We start from the raw sequence: 20,422 nt of genomic DNA, 5'->3' as shown, positions 1-20,422 counted from the left end.
GGCAATAAGCAAGATTCTTAAAGCCCGGTTGGTTCGTTCCAGTCCGGGCTTTTTTGTGGGCGTTTGATTAATATTCAAATAAATTCAAACGGTTATCGGCTTTGTTTCGTTGGGGTATTTGATATGGCGCGTGGTGGTGCGCGTAGTGGCGCTGGTCGTCCTAAGGGGACTGTGGATGAGAAAAAGAAGCAGGTTAGGGATATTGCAGCCACTCATAGCACGTCAATGATTAACATCCTGGTGAAGCTGGCGCAGAACACGAAGAAACCAGACAACATTCGGATTATGGCTATCCGTGAGGTGCTTGATCGGGGGATGGGTAAGCCACGGCAAGAGATTGATGCGACGGTGAGCAAGGGCCATGAGGAATGGCTTGAGTTGATGGAAAACCTTGGAGTGAGTGAATAGCGTGTTTGAGAGTGAGATGGGGTTGCGTAAGAGATTGTCGAGTGACTTTTTCTTTTTTGCGTCTCATTGCTTGAAGATTCGTACCAAGAGCGGGGCGATTAAGCCGCTGGTGATGAATCAGGCGCAGCGGTATTTGCATGATCGGCTTGAGGAGCAGTTGCTACGTACCCATAAGGTGCGGGCGCTGGTGTTGAAGGGTCGGCAGCAGGGCGTTTCTACTTACACTGAGGCGCGTTATTACTGGCGGGTCATTCACCGCAAGGGTGTCAGGGCGTTCATTTTGACCCATGAGCAGGAGGCGACGAACAATCTGTTCGATATGGTTTCCCGCTATCACGAGAATAATCTGGAGATGGTTAAGCCTGCGACTGATGCGAGTAATGCCAGGGAGTTGATCTTTGGCAGGCTGGATTCTGGGTACAAGGTTGGCACGGCTGGGAATAAGGGCGTGGGGCGTTCGAGTACGATTCAGTTTTTTCATGGTTCTGAAACCGCATTCTGGCCTCATGCGGATGAACACGCGAAGGGGATTATGCAGGCGATACCAGATCAGGCTGGAACCGAGGTGGTGTTGGAGTCTACCGCCAATGGCTTGGGGAATTACTTTTATCAGCAGTGTATGGCGGCTCAGGCGGGCGAGACGGATTATCAGTTGGTGTTTATCCCGTGGTTTTGGCAGCAGGAGTATTTCAGTGCGGTTGAGGCTGGGTTTAAGCGCTCTGAAGATGAAGAGGAATTGGTTGGGCTGCATGGGCTGAATGATGGTCAGTTGGTGTGGCGACGGAAGAAGATTGCAGAATTGTCGGTTGGGGGTGCGGATGGTACGCATTCGTTCCGACAAGAATACCCGTGTACGGTGACTGAGGCGTTTCAGGTCTCGGATAGTAAGAGTTTGATTAAGGCGGTGCATGTGATGGCGGCGCGTGTCGATGATTATCGGGATACGTCTGCACCGTTGGTGATGGGGGTTGACCCTGCACGTTTTGGGAAGGATTCGACGGCGTTTGTGTTGCGGCGTGGTCGGGAAATTGTGGCGACTGAGAAGTTTCAGCGTCTGGATACGATGGAGGTCGTGGGCAGGATGTTGGAGTGGGTCAGGTTGCATAAGCCGATGAAGGTGTTCGTTGACGTGGGCGGTTTGGGTGCTGGCGTGGTTGATCGGGCGCGGGAGCTTGGGTTTGATGATCTGGTAACAGGGATCCAGTTTGGGCAGCGGGCGGGCAATGCGGTGTCTTACACGAATAAGCGTGCGGAAATGTGGGGCTTGTTGAATGAGTGGTTGCAGGATGCGCCGGTGAATATTCCCGATAGTGATGAATTGCATGGTGATTTGACCGCGCCTGAGTATGGCTATGACAGTAATGGGCGCTTGAAGCTGGAGGATAAGGATGCGTTGCAGCAGCGTTTGGGGCGCTCACCGGACTTGGGTGATGCACTGGCGTTGACGTTTGCGTTTCCGGTGGCGCGGGATGAGGTTAGGCGCAGTGCGTCGGTTGGCTCTACTTCTGTGAGGGCTGCATGGGCGTGATGGATGCGCGTAAGCCTGATGATGCCGTGGTGGATGATGCACTGTTGGAGTCTGGGCAGTCGGTTAAGGCGTTGTCTGATCTGGCGGCGCATGTGCGTAAGTGTTACCGCGAGGCGAAAGAGGCTAAGCGGTTGGTGGAAGAGCAGATGCTGGATAACTTGCGCCAGCGCCGGGGGGAGTATCCACCGGATAAGCTCGCGGCGATTCAGAAGCAGGGGTTGTCTGAGCTTTACCTGAAACTGACTGATAGCAAGTGCCGTGGGGCTGAGTCGTGGATACGGGATGTGTTGTTACCAGCTGGGGATAAGCCGTGGACGATGGACGCTACGCCGTTGCCTGATTTGCCGGTGGAGCTTGACAAGGCGGTGTTGTTGACGGTGTTTCAGCAGGGTATGGGGCCACAGGATGCTGATGCGCTGCGTGATGCGGTGTTGACGGCATTGCAGGAGGATGCGGATGAGCGTGCCAGCAATATGGAGCGCTTGTGTGAAGATCAGCAGGTTGAGGGCGGGTTTCGGAATGCGGTGAGCGCGATTATTTCGGATGTGGTGACGCTGAAGGCGGGGGTGATGAAAGCCCCGGTATTGCGCAATGAGAAGCGCTTGAAGTGGGGACGGGATTTTAAGCCGTTGATGGAGGAGCAGGTGAGTATGTGCTTTGAGCGCGTGTCACCGTTTGACCTTTATCCTGCGCCTGGGGCGACGGATTGTCAGCGGGCAGCGTTTGTGATTGAGCACCACCACCTTCAGCCGGGCGATTTGGAGATGCTGCTGGGCGTGACGGGATTTGATGATGTGGCCCTGCAAGCGGTGATGGATGAATTCGATGGTGGCAGCTACCAGTGGCTGGATGTGTCGGATGATGTGCAGGATTTGCAGCGCTCTGAGTTTGAGAGTGGTACGACGTTGGCTAGCCCTTCGAGTGAGATTGATGCGTTGCAGTTCTTTGGGAAGGTGCGGGGTCAGTGGTTGCTGGATTGGGGTTGGTCAGATGAGATTGCGCCGAACCGCTGGCACGAGGCGGAGGTGTGGCTGATCGGTGAGCATGTGATCAAGGCTAAGGTGAATGAGCACCCGCTGGGGTTGCGGCCTTATTACCATACCGGTGCGGTGAAGGTTAATGATCAGTTTTGGCATCAGTCGATTCCTGAGCTGATGACGGATTGCCAGGAGGTGACGAATGCGTCAGCCCGCAATCTGGTGAATAACATGGGGATGTCGTCGGGGCCGCAGGTGGCGATTGATGATGGGCGCGTCAGGAAAGAAGATCAGAACGATTTGATGTACCCGTGGAAGATTTGGCACTTTAGGCCGAATGAGTCGGGTGGTAGCTCGAACCCTATACAGTTTTTTCAGCCTCAGTCGAACTCGAATGAGTTGATTGGGGTGTTGCAACATTTTAAGAATCTGGCGGATGAGCTGACAGGCGTGCCTGCTTATACTCAGGGGATTGGTAATGCTGGCGGGGCGGGTAAGACTGCTTCAGGTTTGTCGATGTTGATGGGCGCTGCGGCGAAGGGGATACGTTCGATTATCTATAACATCGACATCGACATCATTGAGCCGGTGCTGTATGCGCAGTTTGTGTGGAACATGTTGTATCACGACGATGATTCGGTGAAGGGCGACATTATGATTAAGCCGCGTGGCGCAGCAGCTTTGGTGGTGAAGGAGCAGTTGCAGTTGCGGCGCGGTGAGTTCTTGGCGTCAACGGCTAACCCGGTTGATCTGGAGATCGTTGGGATTGAGGGCAGGGCGGAACTGTTGCGCGAGATGGTGAAGGGGTTAGATATGCCGCCTGACCGGATTGTGCCGAGCCGTCAGGAGTTGGCGCGACGGGAACAGGAGAAGAACCAGCCACCACCACAGCAACAGCCGCCGATGCTTCCACCGCAGGCGCAGCAGTCGCCACAAGGCGTTTTACTCCCTGATGGTTCACCTGCGGGTGGGCAATCACATAATCAATTCTGAGGTTCACTATGACGGCAACACCCTTATCATTCGAGAGCGATAACCCTGTTGGGGTTAATGCCACTAGATTTCCTGACCATAACCATACACTAGATAATTATGGGTCTGGCCTTCCAGCCACTGGTGGCGGCGGTGGCGCTGCGGACGGCAACGATGTCTCTACGCTGGTGGATAATGGCGATGGCACGTACACCCATACGGCGGGTGGTGTTGTCACTACCTTTTCTACCAGTACGCCCCTTGATCTGACTGACGCGGCAACGGTCACGGCTATCGTGGATGCGATTGCTGCCAGCCCAGATGATGTTGAAACCCTCATGCGGTCAATGACCGCGAATCCAGTAGCTGTACCTGTTGTGGATGCTTTCGGTGTGCCGCAATACGTCGGCCTGCCTGTTTAAATAACCTTTTTGGAGTAATAGAACATGACACAAGTAGTCACCCCCTCGAACCTTAACACCCCCGACTTTGACATCGGCGGTCGCGTTGCGAATAAGATCAGCCTAGACGGTCGTCTTTTCGTTTCGGCAGTACAGGACAACACAGCAAAGACTCTGACGCTGACCCAGTTGGACGGCACAGATGTTGTCCTCAGCATGGCAGCGTTAGACATTTTCGTGGACGATTTGACCACGGCCTATGACGCGACCACTAATATGATCACGCTCAAGCAGACCAATGGCGGCGCGGATGTCGTCATCAACCTCAGTGAGTTGCAGACTGCTGCGATCAGCAACGGTATCGCCACCACGATGAGCGGTGATGGTTCGGATGCTGCGCCCCTGAAAGTGGACGTGTTGATTGACCCGGCATCTGATGCCTCCCTGACTGCCTCAGCGGCGGGTGTGAAGCTGGATGCTACGCTACTGCTGCCCGTTGAACTGACGGATGCCTTCAATGTTCATATCGCGCAGGCTGGCACGTAAGGAGTAGCACATGACAACTACATCAGTCGTAGCAACTAGCAATCTTAGCGATGATTTTACGCTTGATGTAGTTGCTCAGAAGGTCAACGTCAAAGGCGCTAAGGTGTGGCTGAAACAGTCGGATGACACGCAGGCCAGTACGACCACTGACGCGATACACCACACAGGCAACGTGGCGGTCAAGCAAGCCTTCGCGGTGCGTAGCGGCGGGAACGCGGCTACCTCTGCCTCGCTGAATGCCACGGACAAGTCAGTCATCCGCCTCACGACGGCGGGGACGATTGGTGGGATTACGGGTGCGGAAGATGGTAAGTACTTGACGCTTATCAACACGTCTACGGGCACGGTGAAACTCACCCATGCTGCATCCGCTTCAACGGAAAAGCTACTACTGCCCAATGACACGGATATGACGGTGACGGCAGGCAGTGTGGTTGACCTGATTTATGATCAGACCTCTACTGCATGGCGCTGCAAGTCGCAGGCATACACCCCGCTGGCGACACGGGTCATGGTGGGTAGTGGGCTTGACCCGAACACCACGGCTCCGGTGGATACGTTCGCTGTTGGTGCGCCGTATGTGGCGGGTGAAACGTATCTGCAAACGCACAACGGCCTGAACACGGGCAACCTGTTGGCAGAGTGGCGTTATGTGGGTGGCACATGGCAACGGCTGTATGCCCGTACAGGGGTTGCAGCGACCGTCACCAACATGACCCGCACGTATCATCCGGTACGGTCGAACATGTTGTTGATGACCAAGACGGACGTGAGCACGGCGGCGCAAGTCACCGCGCAGGGCTTCGCGGCACATGGTGGTGCTACCTGTAACCCGTGGTCAGCCGGGGCAGCGTATAATGGTTATTCCATGATTAACTGCACCGCGACACGCGCAATTGCAGCGACACGCTACACCCCGCCGACCAACTACGTCTCGCACACCTTAGCGGTTACGCCGGGTGAGGACAATACGTATTTCTGCTCTACGCTGACCGACCGCGCTAACTTTGTGCTGCTTGAAGCGTGGGTCTGTGACCCGGTGACGAAAGTCCCTGTTATGCGGTTGCACAGTAACTCGCAGTCAGCAGCGTCCACTACCCAACGTCTGAGCATCAACCTTGCCCCCGACAATGGGCATGAACAAGTCAGTGTGTACTTTGCGTTTATGTCCTTCGGCATTCCCAAAGCACTGGTGGACACGTATATCTCAGCGACTAACAGCCTGACCATCGCGCTGCGTCCCGGCTTGAACAGCACGGGTACAGACGTGTTCTATCTCGGTGGGTGGGGCATGGCGACTAACCCCTTTGGTCTGATTACCTCTCCGGTCATCAACCAGTTTTGGAGCGGTAACGATGACCCGTCGCCCAATCTGACATGGTACGGCACGCTGAATAGAGCGGCGGCGGCATCCGTGGCGGCTAACGGCAAGTCGCGGGTGTACATCCCGATCATGGCAACGGACAAGGACATCATCCTGACGTTTATAGGCCGTGAAACGACGTTGACGGATTCCGCACAAGTGTCGCTCACGTTGCTGCACGCGTCGGGGGATGTCGAGTTGGGACGCTTTAACCGTTCGACGAAAAGCCCCTACAGCGTGATGCTGGCAGCGACCTCGCAGAACTGCCAAGCGATGATCATCCCGGCGGCAACCGTGGCGGCGAAAGCGGATACGCCTGCTAACTCAGGCATCTCATACCTTGCCATTGAGATCACCAATCACGCTATCACATGGCCTCAGTACTTTTTTGGGTTTGCGACTGAATACGCAGATTAAACTAAACAGGAGACACGACGATGACACTACAAGAACTTTACAGTTACCTTCAGATGAACGGCAACAGTACCGCCGCCAGCGTTGCAATGAACACGGGCGAGAGCACCGTTGACATTCAAGCACTACTGGATGCGAACACGGGCGCTACTGCGATGTTCACCGTGGACGGGATGGGCATGTATGCTATCAACCCCGACTATGCCCCAGTGACTATCGACGAGGCGGCGAATGATGCGGACGCGCTGGCAGCGTTAGAGCTGGCGATCTGTTCTGCGACCGAATGCCTGAACGATGTGGATGTGGTGCTGGGGACTACGGGTATCACCGCCGAGGCGTGGGCGCGTGGTAATGAAAACACCGAGGCGCTGCTGGCTATGCTGCGTTGCGGTGCATTGCGCACCAAGGTCATTTCCCTCGGTCTGAATGCTGACAAGCTGGATAGCATGTTGGATAGCTGTGACGCGGCTAGCACGGTCAACACCGCGATGCTTACCCATCACGGCGCGGCGGGTGTCTAAGGCTGATGCGGGATGATGCTGAGGCTATCCATGCGCTCAAAGCTGCGGTTTGCTGTTCATGTAGCACAGTCCGCAGTTTTGCAATGGGGGTGCTCTTTGGGGCGCTCTTATTGTGGCTGGCGGCGGTCGCGGGTCTATACACTGCCCAGCTGGTGGGCGGTGCTGCCGGAATTAATCCTGCTGTGCAGCATCCGGTGGTAGCGCCAGTGGTGTCATGCCCTGCCCAGGTAATTGATGTTGAGCATCTGGCACAGGTTTGCTTGGACTACCACAACAAGCCAGTAGTGAAGAAAAAATGATTTCCATTGCTACTCCTCCTAGCGGTTGCCCTCTTCGTGAGGGCATTTTTTTGGGGAACGTGTTGTGATTGACCGCAAGGCTTTTTTTGATGCGGTAAGGATGCCGCTGTTTGACGGGGCGCTGACACAGCGTCAAGTTGATGGCATGGAAGCGATATTGACTGAGTGGGATGCACGGGGGTTGGCTGATCTTGGTCAACTGGCGTACATCCTGACGACTGCCTACCATGAGACTGGACGGGCGATGTATCCGGTTGAAGAGGTGGGCAAGGGCAGGGGTTACAAGTACCCGCCTTATTACGGTCGTGGGTTGGTGGGGATTACATGGTTACGCAATTACCAGTTGTTTGGTAAGCGGCTTGGCGTTGATCTGGTGAATCAGCCCGATCTGGCGATGCGGCTTGATTATTCTGTGACTATCCTCATCGAGGGTATGCTGCTTGGGCTGTTCACGGGTAAGCGTCTGGAGCAATTCGACCTGAGCACAAGCAAGGGTGTTTATGATGCACGGGTTATCGTCAACGGAGATAAGGATTACCCCAGCAGGGATAAGCGGTGGGGAACGCGGGGCATGATGATTGCGTCTTACTTCCAGTTTTTCCGGTCGGCTCTGATGGTGCAGGATGCGCAAACAGACATTACAACAACCGAAGAGGTAGAAGCTGTGGTGCATGATGAAACCGATACAGTGGTCATGAATGAACGCGATAACACGTCACTGGTACGCGGTGATACTCGCGGTGTTGTGGTAAACGATGTCGACCCTGAATACCTTGAGTGGTTGCGCCAGAAGCAGGCGGAAGAGGCCGACGAGTTGTACCGACTCAACAATACGAAGCCAGCGGTATCCAGTACTGTCACGCGCTTTGTCATTGCGGGGATCAGTTCGTTTCTGGCGGTGCGGTTTGGTCTGACGATTCCGCCTGAGTGGCAGCCGCTGATCGAGACGGCGATTGTGACGGTCATGGGTGCGGGTGCTGTCTGGGGACGGTCACGCGCTACAACATTTATTAGTGGGGTATTCAATGCAAAATCTTGATCAGTGGTTTAGTCAGATGCAGGCGCAATTTTATGGGCAAGCACAAGAGATTATTAACAAGCACATGTTGGAACTTCGAGAGGAGCTTGATGCTGTGCATGTATCACGCCTGGAGAAAATCAATAATGATCTGGGTGAATTGTTTGGGCTGGCTGGAACAGGCGAAGCGCAAACTGATTAGGCATTGTAGTAATGCAATTTTTTGAAACAGGGGAATACCAATGCCAGAAACTGAACTGGGGCACGCTACGCGGCTGGCGGTTGTTGAGGAGCGTCAAAACCGCTTCCGGCAGGATATGGACGAAATGAAAAAGAATTTAGGGCAACTTGAGAACGTTACGGAAAAACAACAAACGGTTGTTTCGTCAATTCTCTGGGTGCTCGCTACTTTCCTGATTATTTTATTGCTGGTGGCCTTTGGTCCACTCGATGCAATGAGAGCAGCTTTTGGGTTGCTACCTACAAATTGACCGCTGGCTTTCCTGCTGGCTTCTTTTGATTATGCCCCGGTTGGGGCTTTTTTATGGAATAACACGATGGCACGTTTAGATTCATTGACCGATAAAGTAATGGTGCTTCAGGGCGGAAGCATGGCAAAGGTCATGCCGAAAGTACTGGTTGCTGACGGCATGGAAGCGGCGGGGGGTATCGCTGGGTTGTGGTCAGTCCTCAAGCCCTTGTATATCGCATCCAGTGCGGACTTACCCGTGGGTATCAAGGTATTCGATGCGGATAACAAGGTCTACCAACTGACGGGTACAACAGGCTTAAACGCACCTTCGGGCGATGCGGCAAACTGGACGCTGCTGAATCTTGGCGGGGCGGCGGGTGCGACGGTATCCGCTGCAACGGAAACGGCTGCTGGAATCGCTATCCTGAACGGCTCTGCGACGCCGGATGCAACCGATAATACGCAAGCACTGACAGCGGCTGGTTTGGTTGCGCTCATGAATAATGCGGATGGAAACGACGTCATTCTGGGTGTACAGGCGATTGTTACTGCAATGATGGGTGCATCCATTGAATTGACCGTCTAATACAGGAGGGTAGCTGTATGCAGCTTATAGGAACACGCGACTGTTACGGCAGCCGTGGCAACATCTCGGCTTCACCGCCGGTTATCAATCGACCCGTTATGACACGGCAGTTTACCCCGCTGGATTACTGCCAGTTCATTATTGTGGGTGGGGAGTCAGAGGAGATCGTTAGCGTTCCCTTTGACCCCAACACTAATCAGAAGGCGCAGTTTGCTGTTATGACCCCAATGCGGGGTGACTATGCTGTGTCATTGACGGGCGCTACTGATTTTTCAAACCTTGGGGTTAATGGGCCACTGCTTAACCCGGTGATTTTCCCGCTGGATAACCTGCACGATTTCCGTGTGTATTCCGTCATTGGAACCATGCTGAAAATATGCTGGTATCTGGATAATCCGAACGGGGTTAAATTTGACCGACCGCCCATCGTATCTACTATCCCTGTTGCTGCTGTTGACCAGTTTGCAACAGCGCCTGAATTGACCATCTGAGGCTTATATTATGGCATTACAAAAACTTAACCCGTCGGTAGATTATCTGACGGGCGCTCGTACTTTTAACGCTGCAACGGGGAAGGTTTCCGACCCGTTTGTTATCCACCCGATAACTAACTACTTATCCAGTGCAGTGGCAACGGGTGCACCATTGGGCAGTTGGTCGGCGGTTAAAACAGCGTTGACGGCGGCTGGCGAGACTTTTACGGTTGGCTCTCGCGTTATTGGTAGCAACGGGCGTCAGTACAAACTCACCGGGGCATCTGGGGCGAATGACCCTACCACTGATGCGGCAAACTGGACGGTTGAAAGTGCTGATGTGTACGCTAATGCTCGACACATTGGTATGGCGACGATGACCAACGTAGCTATCCCTGCGGGCATTGGCCTGTTCAATCCGGTTAACTACGGGGCATATACCGAAGTATCTGATATTTACGGTGATTTTGATGCGCCAAACGGTACGGTGCAGATTGCCGATTGGTGTGATGAGATTACCATGACAGCGAGTGTCCTGCTTCACATCACCAACGACCAAGACTGTAATCCTACGGCATACCTCGCCATTGACGGTGATCATACAGATGCATGGGCAGTCGGTAATACGGGGCCACTGATTCAGTCGGGGGTAAACGGCTTGTCGGTAACGGGCACATACATATCCCTCAACATGACGCTGCATATCCCGTCTAAGCAAGAGCTGTGGGGAACGCTACTTAAGGGTATCTCCATACGGATGGCGCTGGGCGGGGCATCCTGTACGGCGGTACTCGATAAAGTGAACATTACGTTTGCTATGGTACGTTTCGGGGATAACTACGACTAAAGTGGTGAAGCATGGATCTCGATAAAATTAAGCCGATGGATGATTTCATCACTGGTGCACGCTCTTACGACCCGATTGAAAAGTTCGCCAATGATGAGTTTGTTATTCGTTCGGTTGATTTGCATATTGCAAACTGCCTGGCAATAGGCGCACCCGTCGGTTTCTGGTCAACGGCGCAGGATTACTTTGCCAGTGCTGGTATCCCCATTCCGGTTGGCGCTCGCATGATTGGCTCAAATGGTCACATCTACCAGCTTGTACTGGAAGGTGGTGGCGTTAATGACCCGACCACTGGGAACCCGGCGTGGGTTGATCTGCTGGACGGGGCTGAGGTGCAGATGCTCGTTGAAAGACTAGCGGGCAAAGTGGTGGTGGTGGTGAATTCCCCACTCGGAGGCAGTGGGACTGTCGCTGCACCACTGCACCTGGACATGCAGGAAATTGCCGATGATCTGGGGGGTAAGGTGAGTATTATCACTGAGGCCCCCTTAACCGGTGATGGTACGGTGGGCAGCCCACTAGCGCTTGATTTGACGCAGTTAGTCAGTGCGTTGGATGCCCTGTTTGGCTGTACGACATGGAAGTCATGCTCAGGGAGTCCAACACCCACGCCAACACCCACGCCAACGCCAACGCCAACGCCCACTGTGACCACTTACGAGGGTTTGCAGTTTGTGACGGGCATCAGCGATGACGGGATTGTTGCCGGTACGGGTGAGTTCGGGGCAGGGTACAGACTGGTATATGGATCTGCCTACGGGACTGAACAGGGGCATGTTGTCATCGCACCCTTTAACGGTACTGTCGCGATAACCGGGGGCAGTGTGAGCCTTAACGCCCACACGGTCACAGGCACAGTGGTAGCGGGGCAAGAATTGCTGATCAGCGTAGATGCCACGGGCCAAACCATGTACGGATTTACTGCGGTATTCACCCAGGCATAATGTTTCCATTGAACCAGCAGCAAGCTAACGCGCTCCACCGGCTATCACAGCATGACGATTTTGCTGTGTTTAGCCAGCTCATGAGTGAAATGGATGCTATCAGCCAGTCGGTGCTGATGGTGAATGAGCATGAGGTGGAGTTGCGCAGGCAGCAGGGGGAGTGCCGCCGTCACCGTAAGTTGTTGGCGTTGTTGGATGAGGCTGAAAGGGTGGTGCGGGGCAGTTGAGGATTGAGGGTGGTGGTGTTGCATAGCGAAAGCCTACTTTGCGGAGTGGGCTTTTTTTATGCCTGAAAATAGGAACCCCAGCGTCAGCGCAGGCGCATGGCTTCTTGATGATGTGCATGTTAGTTGTAGGCGTAATTCCCATCTGATTGGCTTCATGCCGATACAGATACGGCTTGCGTCGTGACGTGATAACTCCCCGATTGGGGCTTACACAGAGGTATTGTATGGCAGGAATTCCTGAACGTGTTCTCAGAATGAACGCGGAGACTGATAAGTATTTGGATGAGGTTGACCTTGAGGCGGATGTGGTTGATGAAGCCCCGCTGGTTGATTCCCTGGATGAATCCCAAGCCTTTGAGGGCGATGGCTCAGACATGGCTCATGAAGAGGATCAGGCTGATTTAGGTGAGGGTGGTGTGCCGGTGCCGCTGGTGGATAAGCCAGAGGCGACGGGCGCGGGTGGTGATAACTGGGAGCATAGGGCGAAGATTGCTGAGGGGCGGTTGCGGTCACAGGGTCAGGAGGTGGCGCAATTGCGTCAGCAGTTGGCGCAGTTCCAGAGTGGTTTGTCGCAGACGGTTGAACAGGTGATTGCGCAACGTGAGACGGCACTGAAGGCGCAAGCCGAGAAAGAGCAGGCACGTCATGCGGCGCGTAGCAAGGTGTTGGAGACGTTTGATGAAGATACGTTGACGGCACTGGATCAGTATTACCAGTCAACCAAACCAGAAACCGCACCCGCGCCCACACCCGTTGCCAACAGCCAGACCCAGCAGGTTGTGCCGATGGAACAGCTTCACGCGATGCGTGCGGAAATGTTCGAGACGGATGTGCTGGAGGCTGTGCCGGATTATGCCGAGGTTATCAGTAACCCTGAATTTCAGTCGTGGGGTCAGCAGGTGGATAGCACCAGTGGCGCGACGTTCTATGACCTGATGGTGCAGGCGAAGACTCAGATGCAGGCGGGTAGGTTGATTGGGATGATGCAGCGTTTCAAGGCGGACGTGCAGACCACCCAACAGCGTAAGCAGGCGTTACAGAGTCAAGTTTCACCGGGTCGGAGTCGGGCAGGGACTACCCAACCGGCTACCCCACAATACCTTAACCCGCAACAAATTGAGCAGTACCGCGCTGATTTCCGGCGCGGCAAGTATCGGGATGAGTCCATGTGGGGCAAGTGGGGCAAAATTGAGAAGCTCATTAACTTGTCTGAGAAGCACATGGGCATTGCCTAGTGTTTTTTTGAGAGGTGTTTAGATGGCTGTACAACGTGCGCCGGGCTTTCAAGACCAGAAAGCCAGCGGTTATATCCCTGAGGTATGGAGTGGTAAGTGGTTGCATGAGTTTTATACTCAGACAGTGGCTTCTTCCATTACTAACACGGATTTCGAGGGCGAGATTCGTGGCAAGGGCGATAAGGTCATTATTCCGCGTGTGCCGGATATTCAGTGGGCGAAGTACCACAAAGGCCAGAAGCTGGAGCTGACGGGCAAGCTGGAAAGTGAGCCGGTGGTGATGGATGTGAATCGCGCCCATTACTTTATGTTTGTGGATGACGATGTGGATACCGTGCAGCGTAACGAGAAGTCGTTGCCGATGAAGGCTATCAAGAAGTCATCCATCAACGGTGCTAAGCGCATTGACTCGGAGCTGCTGTGTGATTTGCCGTTCCATGTGTCGCCGTGCAATCAGGGCTGCGAGGCGGGCGCTGTGTCGGGCGCGTATAACCTTGGTGGTGTGGGTACGGGTGGTTGCAACCCGCTGGAACTGCTGTGTGGTGGTAGCGACTGCCAGAACTCGGCAATCAATGTGCTGATCGACTTGATGAGTACGCTGGAAGAGAACGATGTGCCAAATGATGAGGGCAATCTGTTTGTGGTGATTCCGCAGTGGCTCAAGAATCTGGTGTTGAAGCACCCGCGCTTTCAGGATGCGTCGGCACTGGGTGAGAGCAAGTCACCGTTGCGTAATGGCAAGATCGGCATGATCGACGGCATGGAAGTGTATATGTCTAACCTGGTGCGTAACTATGATCTGGGCGGTCAGCGTGTGTTTGACATTGTGGCGGGGCATACGTCAGCGATTACGTTTGCCACGCAGTTGACCAAGACGGAAAGCAAGTTGCGTTCGCAAGAAACGTTTGGGGATATTTACCGGGGTCTGCAAGTGTATGACTGGATGGTAACGAACCCTGAGTATTTGGCGCTGGCGCGTGTCACTAAAGGTTAAGGAGTAGGTTATGAGTTGCTGTAAGAGTAACCCGTGTGCGTTTTCGTGTGACCCGCCGATTCCGGCGTACAGCACGATTGCTGGGCGTGCGGATTGGGTACGGAATTTCTGCAAACACCCGGCGAAGGCAGGGGAGAAGTTCCAGTTGACGGATACGCTGTTGATGCCGGGTCATTTTATTGATTGGGCTTCGTTCATCGTTGAGACGCCTTCCAGCGTGTCTGTTCCCTTCAAAGTGGGGACGGAGGCTGTGCCGGATAAGTATTTCAGTTCTGACTTGAATGTGGGTCAGAACGTGAAGGGCTTTAAGGATGTGCGTGAGTTTGTCACGGTGGAGACGCCCGTTTATATCACCCTCGACGCGGATGCGGATGAGGGGATTTTGGGTGTGGCGCTGTGGCTGGCGGATGTGTCCCCGATGGGGACGCGAATGGGCGGGGGTTGATATGAGTGATTTACCTGTTGGTACGTGGATTCGTGCGGTGAATGGGACTGTTCACGCCTTTTCGGCGGGAATGGTGTTGCCGAAAGGGGCTGAGGTGTTTGTGGTGCCGGAAGGTGCTGCTACGCCGGATGATGTGGCGGTGGCGGCTGAAGAAGCGCCCGCCGTTGAAGTGAAGCCTGCTGCTGGTAAGAAACGTGCTGGCGGGTGAGGTGATCACTCGTGTTCGGGTGACGCTGCGGGATGAAACCAGCTCGCAGCGTTGGCCTGATGCCGAGTTGTTGCAGTGGTTGCGCGATGGTGTGGACGCTGTAGGCGACGCGAAACCGGAAGAGGCGGCGGCACATCGGGTGCTGGTGATGGTGGGTGATCACCGTCAGGCAGTGCCGGAGGGTGTGCGGCGCTTGTTGCGGCTGGAGGCTAATGTGGATGAGAACGGGAATATGGGGCGGTCGGTGAACCGTGCTGACCGTTTTGCGTTGCAGATGGCTGAGCGCCAGTATGCGTTTTATAAGTATGCCCGCGAGGTGTGGGATTACTGGCAGGATGATGTGGCGGGGACAGATTTTTATGTGTTCCCGTTGCCGCGTGATGGCGTGAGGGTTCGCGCTTATGTGTCGGTGTATCAGCCGGAGATTGTGGGCTTGGGTGATCGGTTGGTGTTGCAGGATTCGTACCGGGCAGCATTGGTGGATTATGTGGTGTCGGCAGCTTATGCGAAGGATGCGGAATACGCGGATAACGTGAATCTGGCGGCGGCGTTTGCGCAGTCGTTTGCGCAGAAGGCGGGGATTAAGGTACAGGGCGGGCGGGATAAGCCGCCCACTGTTACCCATTACGACAGGCAAAAATCTGAATGAGTGATTGGCTGGAGTTGGCGTTGGGTGAGGTGTTGCTTCATGCACCTGAGTGCCCGTCGTTGTTGGCGCGGTCGTATTTGGATAGTGCCTTGCGGTCGGTGGGTAATGCTATTGGGCTGGAGACGTTTCAGCGGCGCTTATTGGCGCGGTCGGGTTGTCGGGAGTATCCGTTGGATGCACCTGTGGGTCGGGCGGTGGCGGGGGTGTTGGGGGTGACATTGGCGGGAACGCCGGTGGCTTATCAGCGTACCCGTGATGGGATTCGGCTGGAGGATGCGCCCAAGGAGGTTGGGGCGGTGTTGCTGGCTGAGGTTCAGCTTGTACCGTCTGCGCTGATGGATGCACCACAGGCGTTGCAGGATGCGGTGGTGAATCATGCGTTGGCGCGGTTGTTGCTGGTTCCGCAGCAGCGTTGGAGTAACCCGGCGTTGGCGTCGGCGTTTATGGCGTTGTATCGGGAGGCTAAGGCGATGTTGGTTTCGGACAGTGCGGCGGCTGAGCGGGCGCAAAAGGGCGTGGCTATGCCGCGTATGCGAGGTTTGCGATGGGTGTGATCAATGAGGGGTTGCGGTTTGACCAGCCCCAGACGGTGTTTTATCTGGAAGGCGTTGACCTGATTGAGGGGATGGCAGCACGGGTGCGGATTGCGCCGCGTGGTTGGCTGTCGGCTTGTGGGTTGCCGCGTGTGGGGGATGTGGTGACTCATGCCGTGGGGCGTGGGTGTCATGACGAAACACGGGTGACGCGTTTTCCGGTGCTGTTGGATGCGACGCTGATGTTTGATGAGCGGGCGGTGTTGTTGGAGGGGGTTCCTTTCGCGGCGTGGCCTGATGGTCTGTATGAGGCGCAAGTGGTGCTGTTGTACCAGGGCAGTGAGATGCCGGTGCAGGAGTTGGTATTGTTTGACGTTGGGGAGGTTTGCTAATGGCTTGTCAATTTGCGGTGGTGGAATGTCGCCCACGGGTGGCACGGGTGGTGCAGGGGTGCGGGTATCGTGCTGGGTATCATCGTCAGCCTGTGGCGTTGTTGCCGGTGCATGAGGTGCATCATGCGGCGGAGGCTTATCAGATTTTCCCCGCTTACCCGGAGCAGCAGGTGCAGGATTATGTGTTGGTTGATCATCGGGGTTGCGGTGGTGGCTGTCATGAGTGTGGTCAGGTGGTGTCGGGCAGTGATTGCGGGTGTCGTTCGCATGGGCAGCCTGCGCATCAGCCGCCGACACGTTATGGTTTTAGGAGTGCGTTCTGATGGGCAAGGTTTTGTTTGGGGATGCGGCGCAGACGAAGTTGCGGGCTGACCTGTATGCGAATGAGGGCTTGATGATTGTGGCGGGGACGGCTTGTTTCCCCACGGTGAAGCCCGATTCAGGGGATTATTTCTTTGTGGCGATTGTGCGACCGGCGACGGGGTGCAATGGGGTATACAAGGAAATCGTGAAGGTGGTGAACACCGACGGGGATAAGTGGGGCATTCAGCGGGTGCAGGATCAATGTTACCGGCTGGCGATGGATTTTCGGATGGGGGATATGGTGTATTTTGAGCCGAATATTTCGCAGATGATCTTCAATGCGTTATCCGATGGGGCGAAGTTGGGTGGGCGTGAGGTGGCGGGTGGCAATTCCTGTGAGGGGATGGCCTTCCAGCAACTGACGTTCTGAGAGGTGATATGGCTAACGGTTTCGATTTGACGGTGTTTAATGGGCTAAGCCCGCGTACTTCCCGGCGGTTGTTACGTGAGGCGATGGCAACGGTGGCTGAGAATGTTTATCTCCTTCATGGCAATGTTGCGCCGGGGCGTTTGCCGCTGGATGCGGGCATTGGCGTGTTATTGGGTACGCGGTCTCTCTACCGCCATTGTGGCACGTGGCTGTCGTATCCGGGAAAAGTCTACTTTGCCCAACGCGTAATGCCCGGCGAGACGGGCGAACGCCTTTACATTGCAGGCAATGGTGAACCTGTGGTGCGTGATTGTGATGGCACTACCTATAATCTGGCTATCAATAAACCTGCGGCGGCGCTGGCTGTCGTGGCTTCCCCCACGGATTACAGTGTTTACACCTACCGTTTTTCGGGCTTCTATGAAGGGGCTGATGGCGGTATGTATGACAAGGCTACGATCACGCCTGCGGTGGTGGATGCGGGCAAGGAATACACGTTTGCACCCCCGGCACGGGTTACGGCCCCGGCTGAATCTGAATTCGGGGTATCGGTTGAGGTGCTCAAGGGCGCTGACCTGCTGGGCATTGTGTACAGCAGCAACACCTACCGGGCGGGTAATTCGGATTTGTATTTGAATGGTAATCAGGTGATTGCTTCGTTGTTTGACCGTACCAGCGGCACAGACACGGCATTCGATGATGGCACGTTAAACCCGGTATTGATGGCGCTTAAGCTTACCTATTCGGCGGCTGACAGTGCCAGCTTGACGCGGGCGTATGCTTATACTTATGTCACGGCATGGGGCGAGGAATCACAGCCGTCTGATGCGTCTGATCTGGTGCTGGTGGATGCGGGCAATGATGTGGTGCTGTCTGGTTTTGTGGCGTCACCGCATGGAAATGTTGACCGTATCCGGCTGTACCGCACGGATAGTAGTGGGGCTTTCCGGTTTGTGGCTGAGTTCCCGGATACGCAGGCGGTCTATACGGATAATAACCTTGATACTGAGCTGGGCGAGGTGTTGCCTTCGGCGACGTGGGAGCCACCACCCGCAGACTTGCAGGGACTTGTCGGGATGCCCAATGGGTTTATGGCTGGTTTTGCTGGCAATGTTTTGTATTTTTCGGAAATCAATCAGCCTCATGCATGGCCTGTTGAATACACGCTGACCAAGATCGACGGCAACATTGTGGGGATTTGCGGGGCGTTTGAGAATTCCTTGGTGGTAGCCACTACTAAGCACCCGTATATCGTCACCGGCTATACACCTGACACGATGACGGCAACGAAGGTATCAGCCTTTGAGCCGTGTTTGTCAGCGTTCAGCTTGGTGGATATGGGGGTTTATGGGGTGGGGTATGCTTCATCCAATGGGCTGGTGATTGTGCGGGCGGGGTCGGCTGAGGTGTTTACTGAGCCGATGATTACACCGGAGCAGTGGCGTAATCATTCGCCTGAAACAATGCGCTGTGGTTGGCATAAGGAGCGGCTGCATGTGGTGTCGGGGTTGGTGCATTGGGTGTTTCACCTGCGTGATGGTGATGACTTGCTGACGACAGAAACCAATTTCCCCACAGCACTGTGGCAGGATACTGAGGTGGATGCGTTGTGGACGGCTGAGGATGGCAAGCTGTGGAAGCATGGCGAGGGGATACAGGCGGTATTAATGTGGCGTAGCGGGGAAACCCAGTATCCGCGCCCCGCGTCGTTTGTGCGGGCAAAGATTGAGGCAGATGAGCATCCGGTGACGTTGCTGCTGTTTGCGGATGGCGTGGAGGTCTATCGGCAGGATACGGATGATGATGAGCCGTTTTATTTGCCGGTATTGCCACGGGCGAAGCATTGGATGGTGGGCGTGTTGAGCCTGTTTGAGGTGCACCGGGTGGTGGTGACAGATGGGCATATCCAGCTTTAGGATAAAATGATGAAGTATGAGGCGATTGGCAGCATGGCACTGAAGATCATGGGCGGCATTGGCATTATTCTTGGTGGCATTGCGGCTGTCATTATGGCCATTGGCAAGTCGGGAATTTATTGAAGTGAAGCAGGTGGCGGTGGCTGACCCGTCGTTAGTGGCGGATGCGTATTTGCGGCAAATTTTACAGGCGTTGCGGCATAACCAGATTGCGGTGTTCCGGGCGCTGGAGGTTAGTGCTAGCACGGCGGTGACGGCGGATGACAGCGTGACCAAGGCGGCAAAGTTGCCGGTGCGCTCGGCGGGTGGCGCTGGGGTAACAGCGGTGTCAGTGGCGTTGGCGCTGCCTGTTGATGCGGTGGCTGCTGACCCTGACAGTATGGCTGCCCTTGCGAATGCGAATAAGGCGGCGTTGCTGGCATTAGCCGGTGAGTACAACAAGTTGCTGGGTGATGTGGCGGCGTTGGTGGCTGTGGTGAAGAATTTGCAGGGTCAAAACGCTGAAGTGATTAATAGACTGAACCAAGGATTATAAGTATGGGACTGTTTTCAGCGATTGGGACGGTGGTGGGGTCGGCGTTTGGTGTGCCAACGCTTGGCGCGGCAGCTGGTGGCATAGTCGATGGGCTATCAGCGAATTCTACCGCCAACAAAGCGAGTGATGCTCAGAATGCGATGATGGCGGAGCAGACGCGGTTGTATGGGCAGCAGGCTGATATGGGGCAGCATTTCTTTGACCAGTACAAGGATAATTATGAGCCGTTGGCGTTGTCGCAGTTGCACGCGGCGCAGACGGGGGTTGATCCGAATTATTACGCGGGGCTGGCGGATAGTGGCGTGGTGCAGAATCAGGGGCTGGCGTTGCAGTCGGCGCAGCGCAATCTTGAGCGTAACGGCGTTGCAGCCACTGATGGACGTTGGTTGGCGATGCAGGATCAGAATGCGTTGGCGTTGTCGGGCAGTAGGGCAGCCGCACAGAATCAGGCGCGACAGGGTGCGCTGGAGACGAATTGGACTCGGCGCAATCAGCAGGTGGAGTATGGGGCTGGGCTGGTGAACCGTGGGTCGGGGATGATGTCGGGCGCGGCTTCTGGGTTTGGTGCGCTGGGTAGTGGTTATGGTGCGCAAGCGGCTGGGGCTGGTACGGCGGCGGGGTATGAGTTTGGGACGATTGCGGGGAATTTGGTGGATGCTTACCGCAAGCCGGATACTGTGGCGTCGGCGAATCAGTCAGCGGTTAACCCGTATGTGTCGGAGTGGGGGACGCTGAAGAATGCGTGGAGCAATGGTGGCTTTGGTGGTCAGTAGGGTTTAATCAGGT

At 55.1% G+C, this 20,422-nt stretch carries 28 protein-coding genes; all 28 read left to right on the top strand.

Annotation, left to right across the window (positions count from 1 at the left end):
• Nucleotides 1–63: 63 nt before the first annotated feature.
• The 28 genes from J9253_RS05985 (at nt 64) to J9253_RS05850 (ending at nt 20,409) form a co-directional block, all read left to right on the top strand.
• The gene (locus J9253_RS05985) at nt 64–408 is read left to right on the top strand and encodes a hypothetical protein (protein ID WP_210223749.1); all 345 of its coding nucleotides are present in this window, start codon (nt 64–66) and stop codon (nt 406–408) included.
• 70 nt (nt 409–478) lie between these two features.
• A complete protein-coding gene (locus J9253_RS05980; RefSeq protein ID WP_210223748.1) occupies nt 479–1,936 on the top strand; it encodes a hypothetical protein in 1,458 nt (485 codons plus the stop codon).
• Nucleotides 1,927–3,906, top strand: a complete 1,980-nt coding sequence (locus J9253_RS05975; protein WP_210223747.1) for a portal protein — start codon at nt 1,927–1,929, stop codon at nt 3,904–3,906. The genes J9253_RS05980 and J9253_RS05975 overlap by 10 nt, the downstream gene beginning before the upstream one ends.
• 8 nt (nt 3,907–3,914) lie before the next feature.
• A complete protein-coding gene (locus tag J9253_RS05970; protein WP_210223746.1) occupies nt 3,915–4,307 on the top strand; it encodes a hypothetical protein in 393 nt (130 codons plus the stop codon).
• 24 nt (nt 4,308–4,331) lie between these two features.
• Nucleotides 4,332–4,832: a hypothetical protein gene (locus tag J9253_RS05965; RefSeq protein WP_210223745.1), complete on the top strand. Its 501-nt coding sequence runs from the start codon at nt 4,332–4,334 to the stop codon at nt 4,830–4,832.
• A 10-nt stretch (nt 4,833–4,842) separates the two neighbouring features.
• On the top strand, nt 4,843–6,612 hold the full coding sequence (locus J9253_RS05960; RefSeq protein ID WP_210223744.1) for a hypothetical protein: 1,770 nt from the start codon (nt 4,843–4,845) through the stop codon (nt 6,610–6,612).
• 20 nt (nt 6,613–6,632) lie between these two features.
• A complete protein-coding gene (locus J9253_RS05955; protein WP_210223743.1) occupies nt 6,633–7,130 on the top strand; it encodes a hypothetical protein in 498 nt (165 codons plus the stop codon).
• Nucleotides 7,131–7,135: 5 nt separating this feature from the next.
• Nucleotides 7,136–7,429: a hypothetical protein gene (locus tag J9253_RS05950; RefSeq protein WP_210223742.1), complete on the top strand. Its 294-nt coding sequence runs from the start codon at nt 7,136–7,138 to the stop codon at nt 7,427–7,429.
• 64 nt (nt 7,430–7,493) lie between these two features.
• Complete coding sequence (locus tag J9253_RS05945; RefSeq protein WP_210223741.1) at nt 7,494–8,468, top strand: lysozyme family protein; 975 nt, start codon at nt 7,494–7,496, stop codon at nt 8,466–8,468.
• On the top strand, nt 8,455–8,649 hold the full coding sequence (locus J9253_RS05940; RefSeq protein WP_210223740.1) for a hypothetical protein: 195 nt from the start codon (nt 8,455–8,457) through the stop codon (nt 8,647–8,649). Before J9253_RS05945 ends, J9253_RS05940 begins: the two co-directional genes overlap by 14 nt.
• A gap of 40 nt (nt 8,650–8,689) precedes the next feature.
• A complete protein-coding gene (locus J9253_RS05935) occupies nt 8,690–8,938 on the top strand; it encodes a hypothetical protein (protein WP_210223739.1) in 249 nt (82 codons plus the stop codon).
• A 66-nt stretch (nt 8,939–9,004) separates the two neighbouring features.
• Entirely contained in the window at nt 9,005–9,505 is a 501-nt protein-coding gene (locus J9253_RS05930) for a hypothetical protein (protein ID WP_210223738.1), read from the top strand.
• A gap of 17 nt (nt 9,506–9,522) precedes the next feature.
• A complete protein-coding gene (locus J9253_RS05925) occupies nt 9,523–9,996 on the top strand; it encodes a hypothetical protein (RefSeq protein WP_210223737.1) in 474 nt (157 codons plus the stop codon).
• Between the two features lie 10 nt (nt 9,997–10,006).
• On the top strand, nt 10,007–10,825 hold the full coding sequence (locus J9253_RS05920) for a hypothetical protein (RefSeq protein WP_210223736.1): 819 nt from the start codon (nt 10,007–10,009) through the stop codon (nt 10,823–10,825).
• Between the two features lie 11 nt (nt 10,826–10,836).
• Nucleotides 10,837–11,769: a hypothetical protein gene (locus J9253_RS05915; RefSeq protein ID WP_210223735.1), complete on the top strand. Its 933-nt coding sequence runs from the start codon at nt 10,837–10,839 to the stop codon at nt 11,767–11,769.
• Nucleotides 11,769–11,996 (top strand): hypothetical protein, encoded by a 228-nt coding sequence (locus tag J9253_RS05910; RefSeq protein WP_210223734.1) that lies wholly within the window; start codon nt 11,769–11,771, stop codon nt 11,994–11,996. Before J9253_RS05915 ends, J9253_RS05910 begins: the two co-directional genes overlap by 1 nt.
• Nucleotides 11,997–12,250: 254 nt before the next feature.
• On the top strand, nt 12,251–13,231 hold the full coding sequence (locus J9253_RS05905; protein WP_210223733.1) for a hypothetical protein: 981 nt from the start codon (nt 12,251–12,253) through the stop codon (nt 13,229–13,231).
• Between the two features lie 22 nt (nt 13,232–13,253).
• On the top strand, nt 13,254–14,225 hold the full coding sequence (locus J9253_RS05900) for a hypothetical protein (protein WP_210223732.1): 972 nt from the start codon (nt 13,254–13,256) through the stop codon (nt 14,223–14,225).
• Between the two features lie 10 nt (nt 14,226–14,235).
• Nucleotides 14,236–14,670 (top strand): hypothetical protein, encoded by a 435-nt coding sequence (locus J9253_RS05895; RefSeq protein WP_210223731.1) that lies wholly within the window; start codon nt 14,236–14,238, stop codon nt 14,668–14,670.
• 1 nt (nt 14,671) lies between these two features.
• On the top strand, nt 14,672–14,878 hold the full coding sequence (locus J9253_RS05890) for a hypothetical protein (RefSeq protein ID WP_210223730.1): 207 nt from the start codon (nt 14,672–14,674) through the stop codon (nt 14,876–14,878).
• 1 nt (nt 14,879) lies between these two features.
• The gene (locus tag J9253_RS05885; RefSeq protein WP_210223729.1) at nt 14,880–15,527 is read left to right on the top strand and encodes a phage adaptor protein; all 648 of its coding nucleotides are present in this window, start codon (nt 14,880–14,882) and stop codon (nt 15,525–15,527) included.
• Nucleotides 15,524–16,081: a hypothetical protein gene (locus J9253_RS05880; RefSeq protein WP_210223728.1), complete on the top strand. Its 558-nt coding sequence runs from the start codon at nt 15,524–15,526 to the stop codon at nt 16,079–16,081. Before J9253_RS05885 ends, J9253_RS05880 begins: the two co-directional genes overlap by 4 nt.
• On the top strand, nt 16,072–16,452 hold the full coding sequence (locus tag J9253_RS05875; protein ID WP_210223727.1) for a hypothetical protein: 381 nt from the start codon (nt 16,072–16,074) through the stop codon (nt 16,450–16,452). Before J9253_RS05880 ends, J9253_RS05875 begins: the two co-directional genes overlap by 10 nt.
• Nucleotides 16,452–16,775 (top strand): hypothetical protein, encoded by a 324-nt coding sequence (locus tag J9253_RS05870; protein ID WP_210223726.1) that lies wholly within the window; start codon nt 16,452–16,454, stop codon nt 16,773–16,775. Before J9253_RS05875 ends, J9253_RS05870 begins: the two co-directional genes overlap by 1 nt.
• Nucleotides 16,775–17,185, top strand: coding sequence for a hypothetical protein (locus tag J9253_RS05865; RefSeq protein ID WP_210223725.1), 411 nt, complete (start codon nt 16,775–16,777; stop codon nt 17,183–17,185). Before J9253_RS05870 ends, J9253_RS05865 begins: the two co-directional genes overlap by 1 nt.
• A gap of 8 nt (nt 17,186–17,193) precedes the next feature.
• Nucleotides 17,194–19,101 (top strand): hypothetical protein, encoded by a 1,908-nt coding sequence (locus J9253_RS05860; protein WP_210223724.1) that lies wholly within the window; start codon nt 17,194–17,196, stop codon nt 19,099–19,101.
• Nucleotides 19,102–19,225: 124 nt separating this feature from the next.
• On the top strand, nt 19,226–19,636 hold the full coding sequence (locus J9253_RS05855; RefSeq protein WP_210223723.1) for a hypothetical protein: 411 nt from the start codon (nt 19,226–19,228) through the stop codon (nt 19,634–19,636).
• 2 nt (nt 19,637–19,638) lie between these two features.
• The gene (locus J9253_RS05850; RefSeq protein ID WP_210223722.1) at nt 19,639–20,409 is read left to right on the top strand and encodes a hypothetical protein; all 771 of its coding nucleotides are present in this window, start codon (nt 19,639–19,641) and stop codon (nt 20,407–20,409) included.
• Nucleotides 20,410–20,422: the final 13 nt, after the last annotated feature.

Origin of the sequence: Thiothrix litoralis, assembly GCF_017901135.1 — a bacterium.
In the GTDB taxonomy this organism is placed as follows: Bacteria; Pseudomonadota; Gammaproteobacteria; order Thiotrichales; family Thiotrichaceae; genus Thiothrix; species Thiothrix litoralis.
Note: the sequence above shows the minus strand (reverse complement) of the source record. Positions and strands in the feature narration are given on the sequence as shown.

Excerpts from the sequence above, each read along its gene's own strand:
- J9253_RS05930 (WP_210223738.1), top strand. The coding sequence starts at position 9,005 with ATGGCACGTTTAGATTCATTGACCGATAAAGTAATGGTGCTTCAGGGC.
- J9253_RS05950 (WP_210223742.1), top strand. The coding sequence starts at position 7,136 with ATGCGGGATGATGCTGAGGCTATCCATGCGCTCAAAGCTGCGGTTTGC.
- J9253_RS05880 (WP_210223728.1), top strand. The coding sequence starts at position 15,524 with ATGAGTGATTGGCTGGAGTTGGCGTTGGGTGAGGTGTTGCTTCATGCA.
- J9253_RS05960 (WP_210223744.1), top strand. The coding sequence starts at position 4,843 with ATGACAACTACATCAGTCGTAGCAACTAGCAATCTTAGCGATGATTTT.
- J9253_RS05865 (WP_210223725.1), top strand. The coding sequence starts at position 16,775 with ATGGGCAAGGTTTTGTTTGGGGATGCGGCGCAGACGAAGTTGCGGGCT.
- J9253_RS05905 (WP_210223733.1), top strand. The coding sequence starts at position 12,251 with ATGAACGCGGAGACTGATAAGTATTTGGATGAGGTTGACCTTGAGGCG.
- J9253_RS05895 (WP_210223731.1), top strand. The coding sequence starts at position 14,236 with ATGAGTTGCTGTAAGAGTAACCCGTGTGCGTTTTCGTGTGACCCGCCG.
- J9253_RS05900 (WP_210223732.1), top strand. The coding sequence starts at position 13,254 with ATGGCTGTACAACGTGCGCCGGGCTTTCAAGACCAGAAAGCCAGCGGT.
- J9253_RS05920 (WP_210223736.1), top strand. The coding sequence starts at position 10,007 with ATGGCATTACAAAAACTTAACCCGTCGGTAGATTATCTGACGGGCGCT.
- J9253_RS05975 (WP_210223747.1), top strand. The coding sequence starts at position 1,927 with ATGGGCGTGATGGATGCGCGTAAGCCTGATGATGCCGTGGTGGATGAT.
- J9253_RS05870 (WP_210223726.1), top strand. The coding sequence starts at position 16,452 with ATGGCTTGTCAATTTGCGGTGGTGGAATGTCGCCCACGGGTGGCACGG.
- J9253_RS05860 (WP_210223724.1), top strand. The coding sequence starts at position 17,194 with ATGGCTAACGGTTTCGATTTGACGGTGTTTAATGGGCTAAGCCCGCGT.
- J9253_RS05890 (WP_210223730.1), top strand. The coding sequence starts at position 14,672 with ATGAGTGATTTACCTGTTGGTACGTGGATTCGTGCGGTGAATGGGACT.
- J9253_RS05850 (WP_210223722.1), top strand. The coding sequence starts at position 19,639 with ATGGGACTGTTTTCAGCGATTGGGACGGTGGTGGGGTCGGCGTTTGGT.
- J9253_RS05915 (WP_210223735.1), top strand. The coding sequence starts at position 10,837 with ATGGATCTCGATAAAATTAAGCCGATGGATGATTTCATCACTGGTGCA.
- J9253_RS05940 (WP_210223740.1), top strand. The coding sequence starts at position 8,455 with ATGCAAAATCTTGATCAGTGGTTTAGTCAGATGCAGGCGCAATTTTAT.
- J9253_RS05955 (WP_210223743.1), top strand. The coding sequence starts at position 6,633 with ATGACACTACAAGAACTTTACAGTTACCTTCAGATGAACGGCAACAGT.
- J9253_RS05935 (WP_210223739.1), top strand. The coding sequence starts at position 8,690 with ATGCCAGAAACTGAACTGGGGCACGCTACGCGGCTGGCGGTTGTTGAG.
- J9253_RS05875 (WP_210223727.1), top strand. The coding sequence starts at position 16,072 with ATGGGTGTGATCAATGAGGGGTTGCGGTTTGACCAGCCCCAGACGGTG.
- J9253_RS05910 (WP_210223734.1), top strand. The coding sequence starts at position 11,769 with ATGTTTCCATTGAACCAGCAGCAAGCTAACGCGCTCCACCGGCTATCA.
- J9253_RS05965 (WP_210223745.1), top strand. The coding sequence starts at position 4,332 with ATGACACAAGTAGTCACCCCCTCGAACCTTAACACCCCCGACTTTGAC.
- J9253_RS05970 (WP_210223746.1), top strand. The coding sequence starts at position 3,915 with ATGACGGCAACACCCTTATCATTCGAGAGCGATAACCCTGTTGGGGTT.
- J9253_RS05925 (WP_210223737.1), top strand. The coding sequence starts at position 9,523 with ATGCAGCTTATAGGAACACGCGACTGTTACGGCAGCCGTGGCAACATC.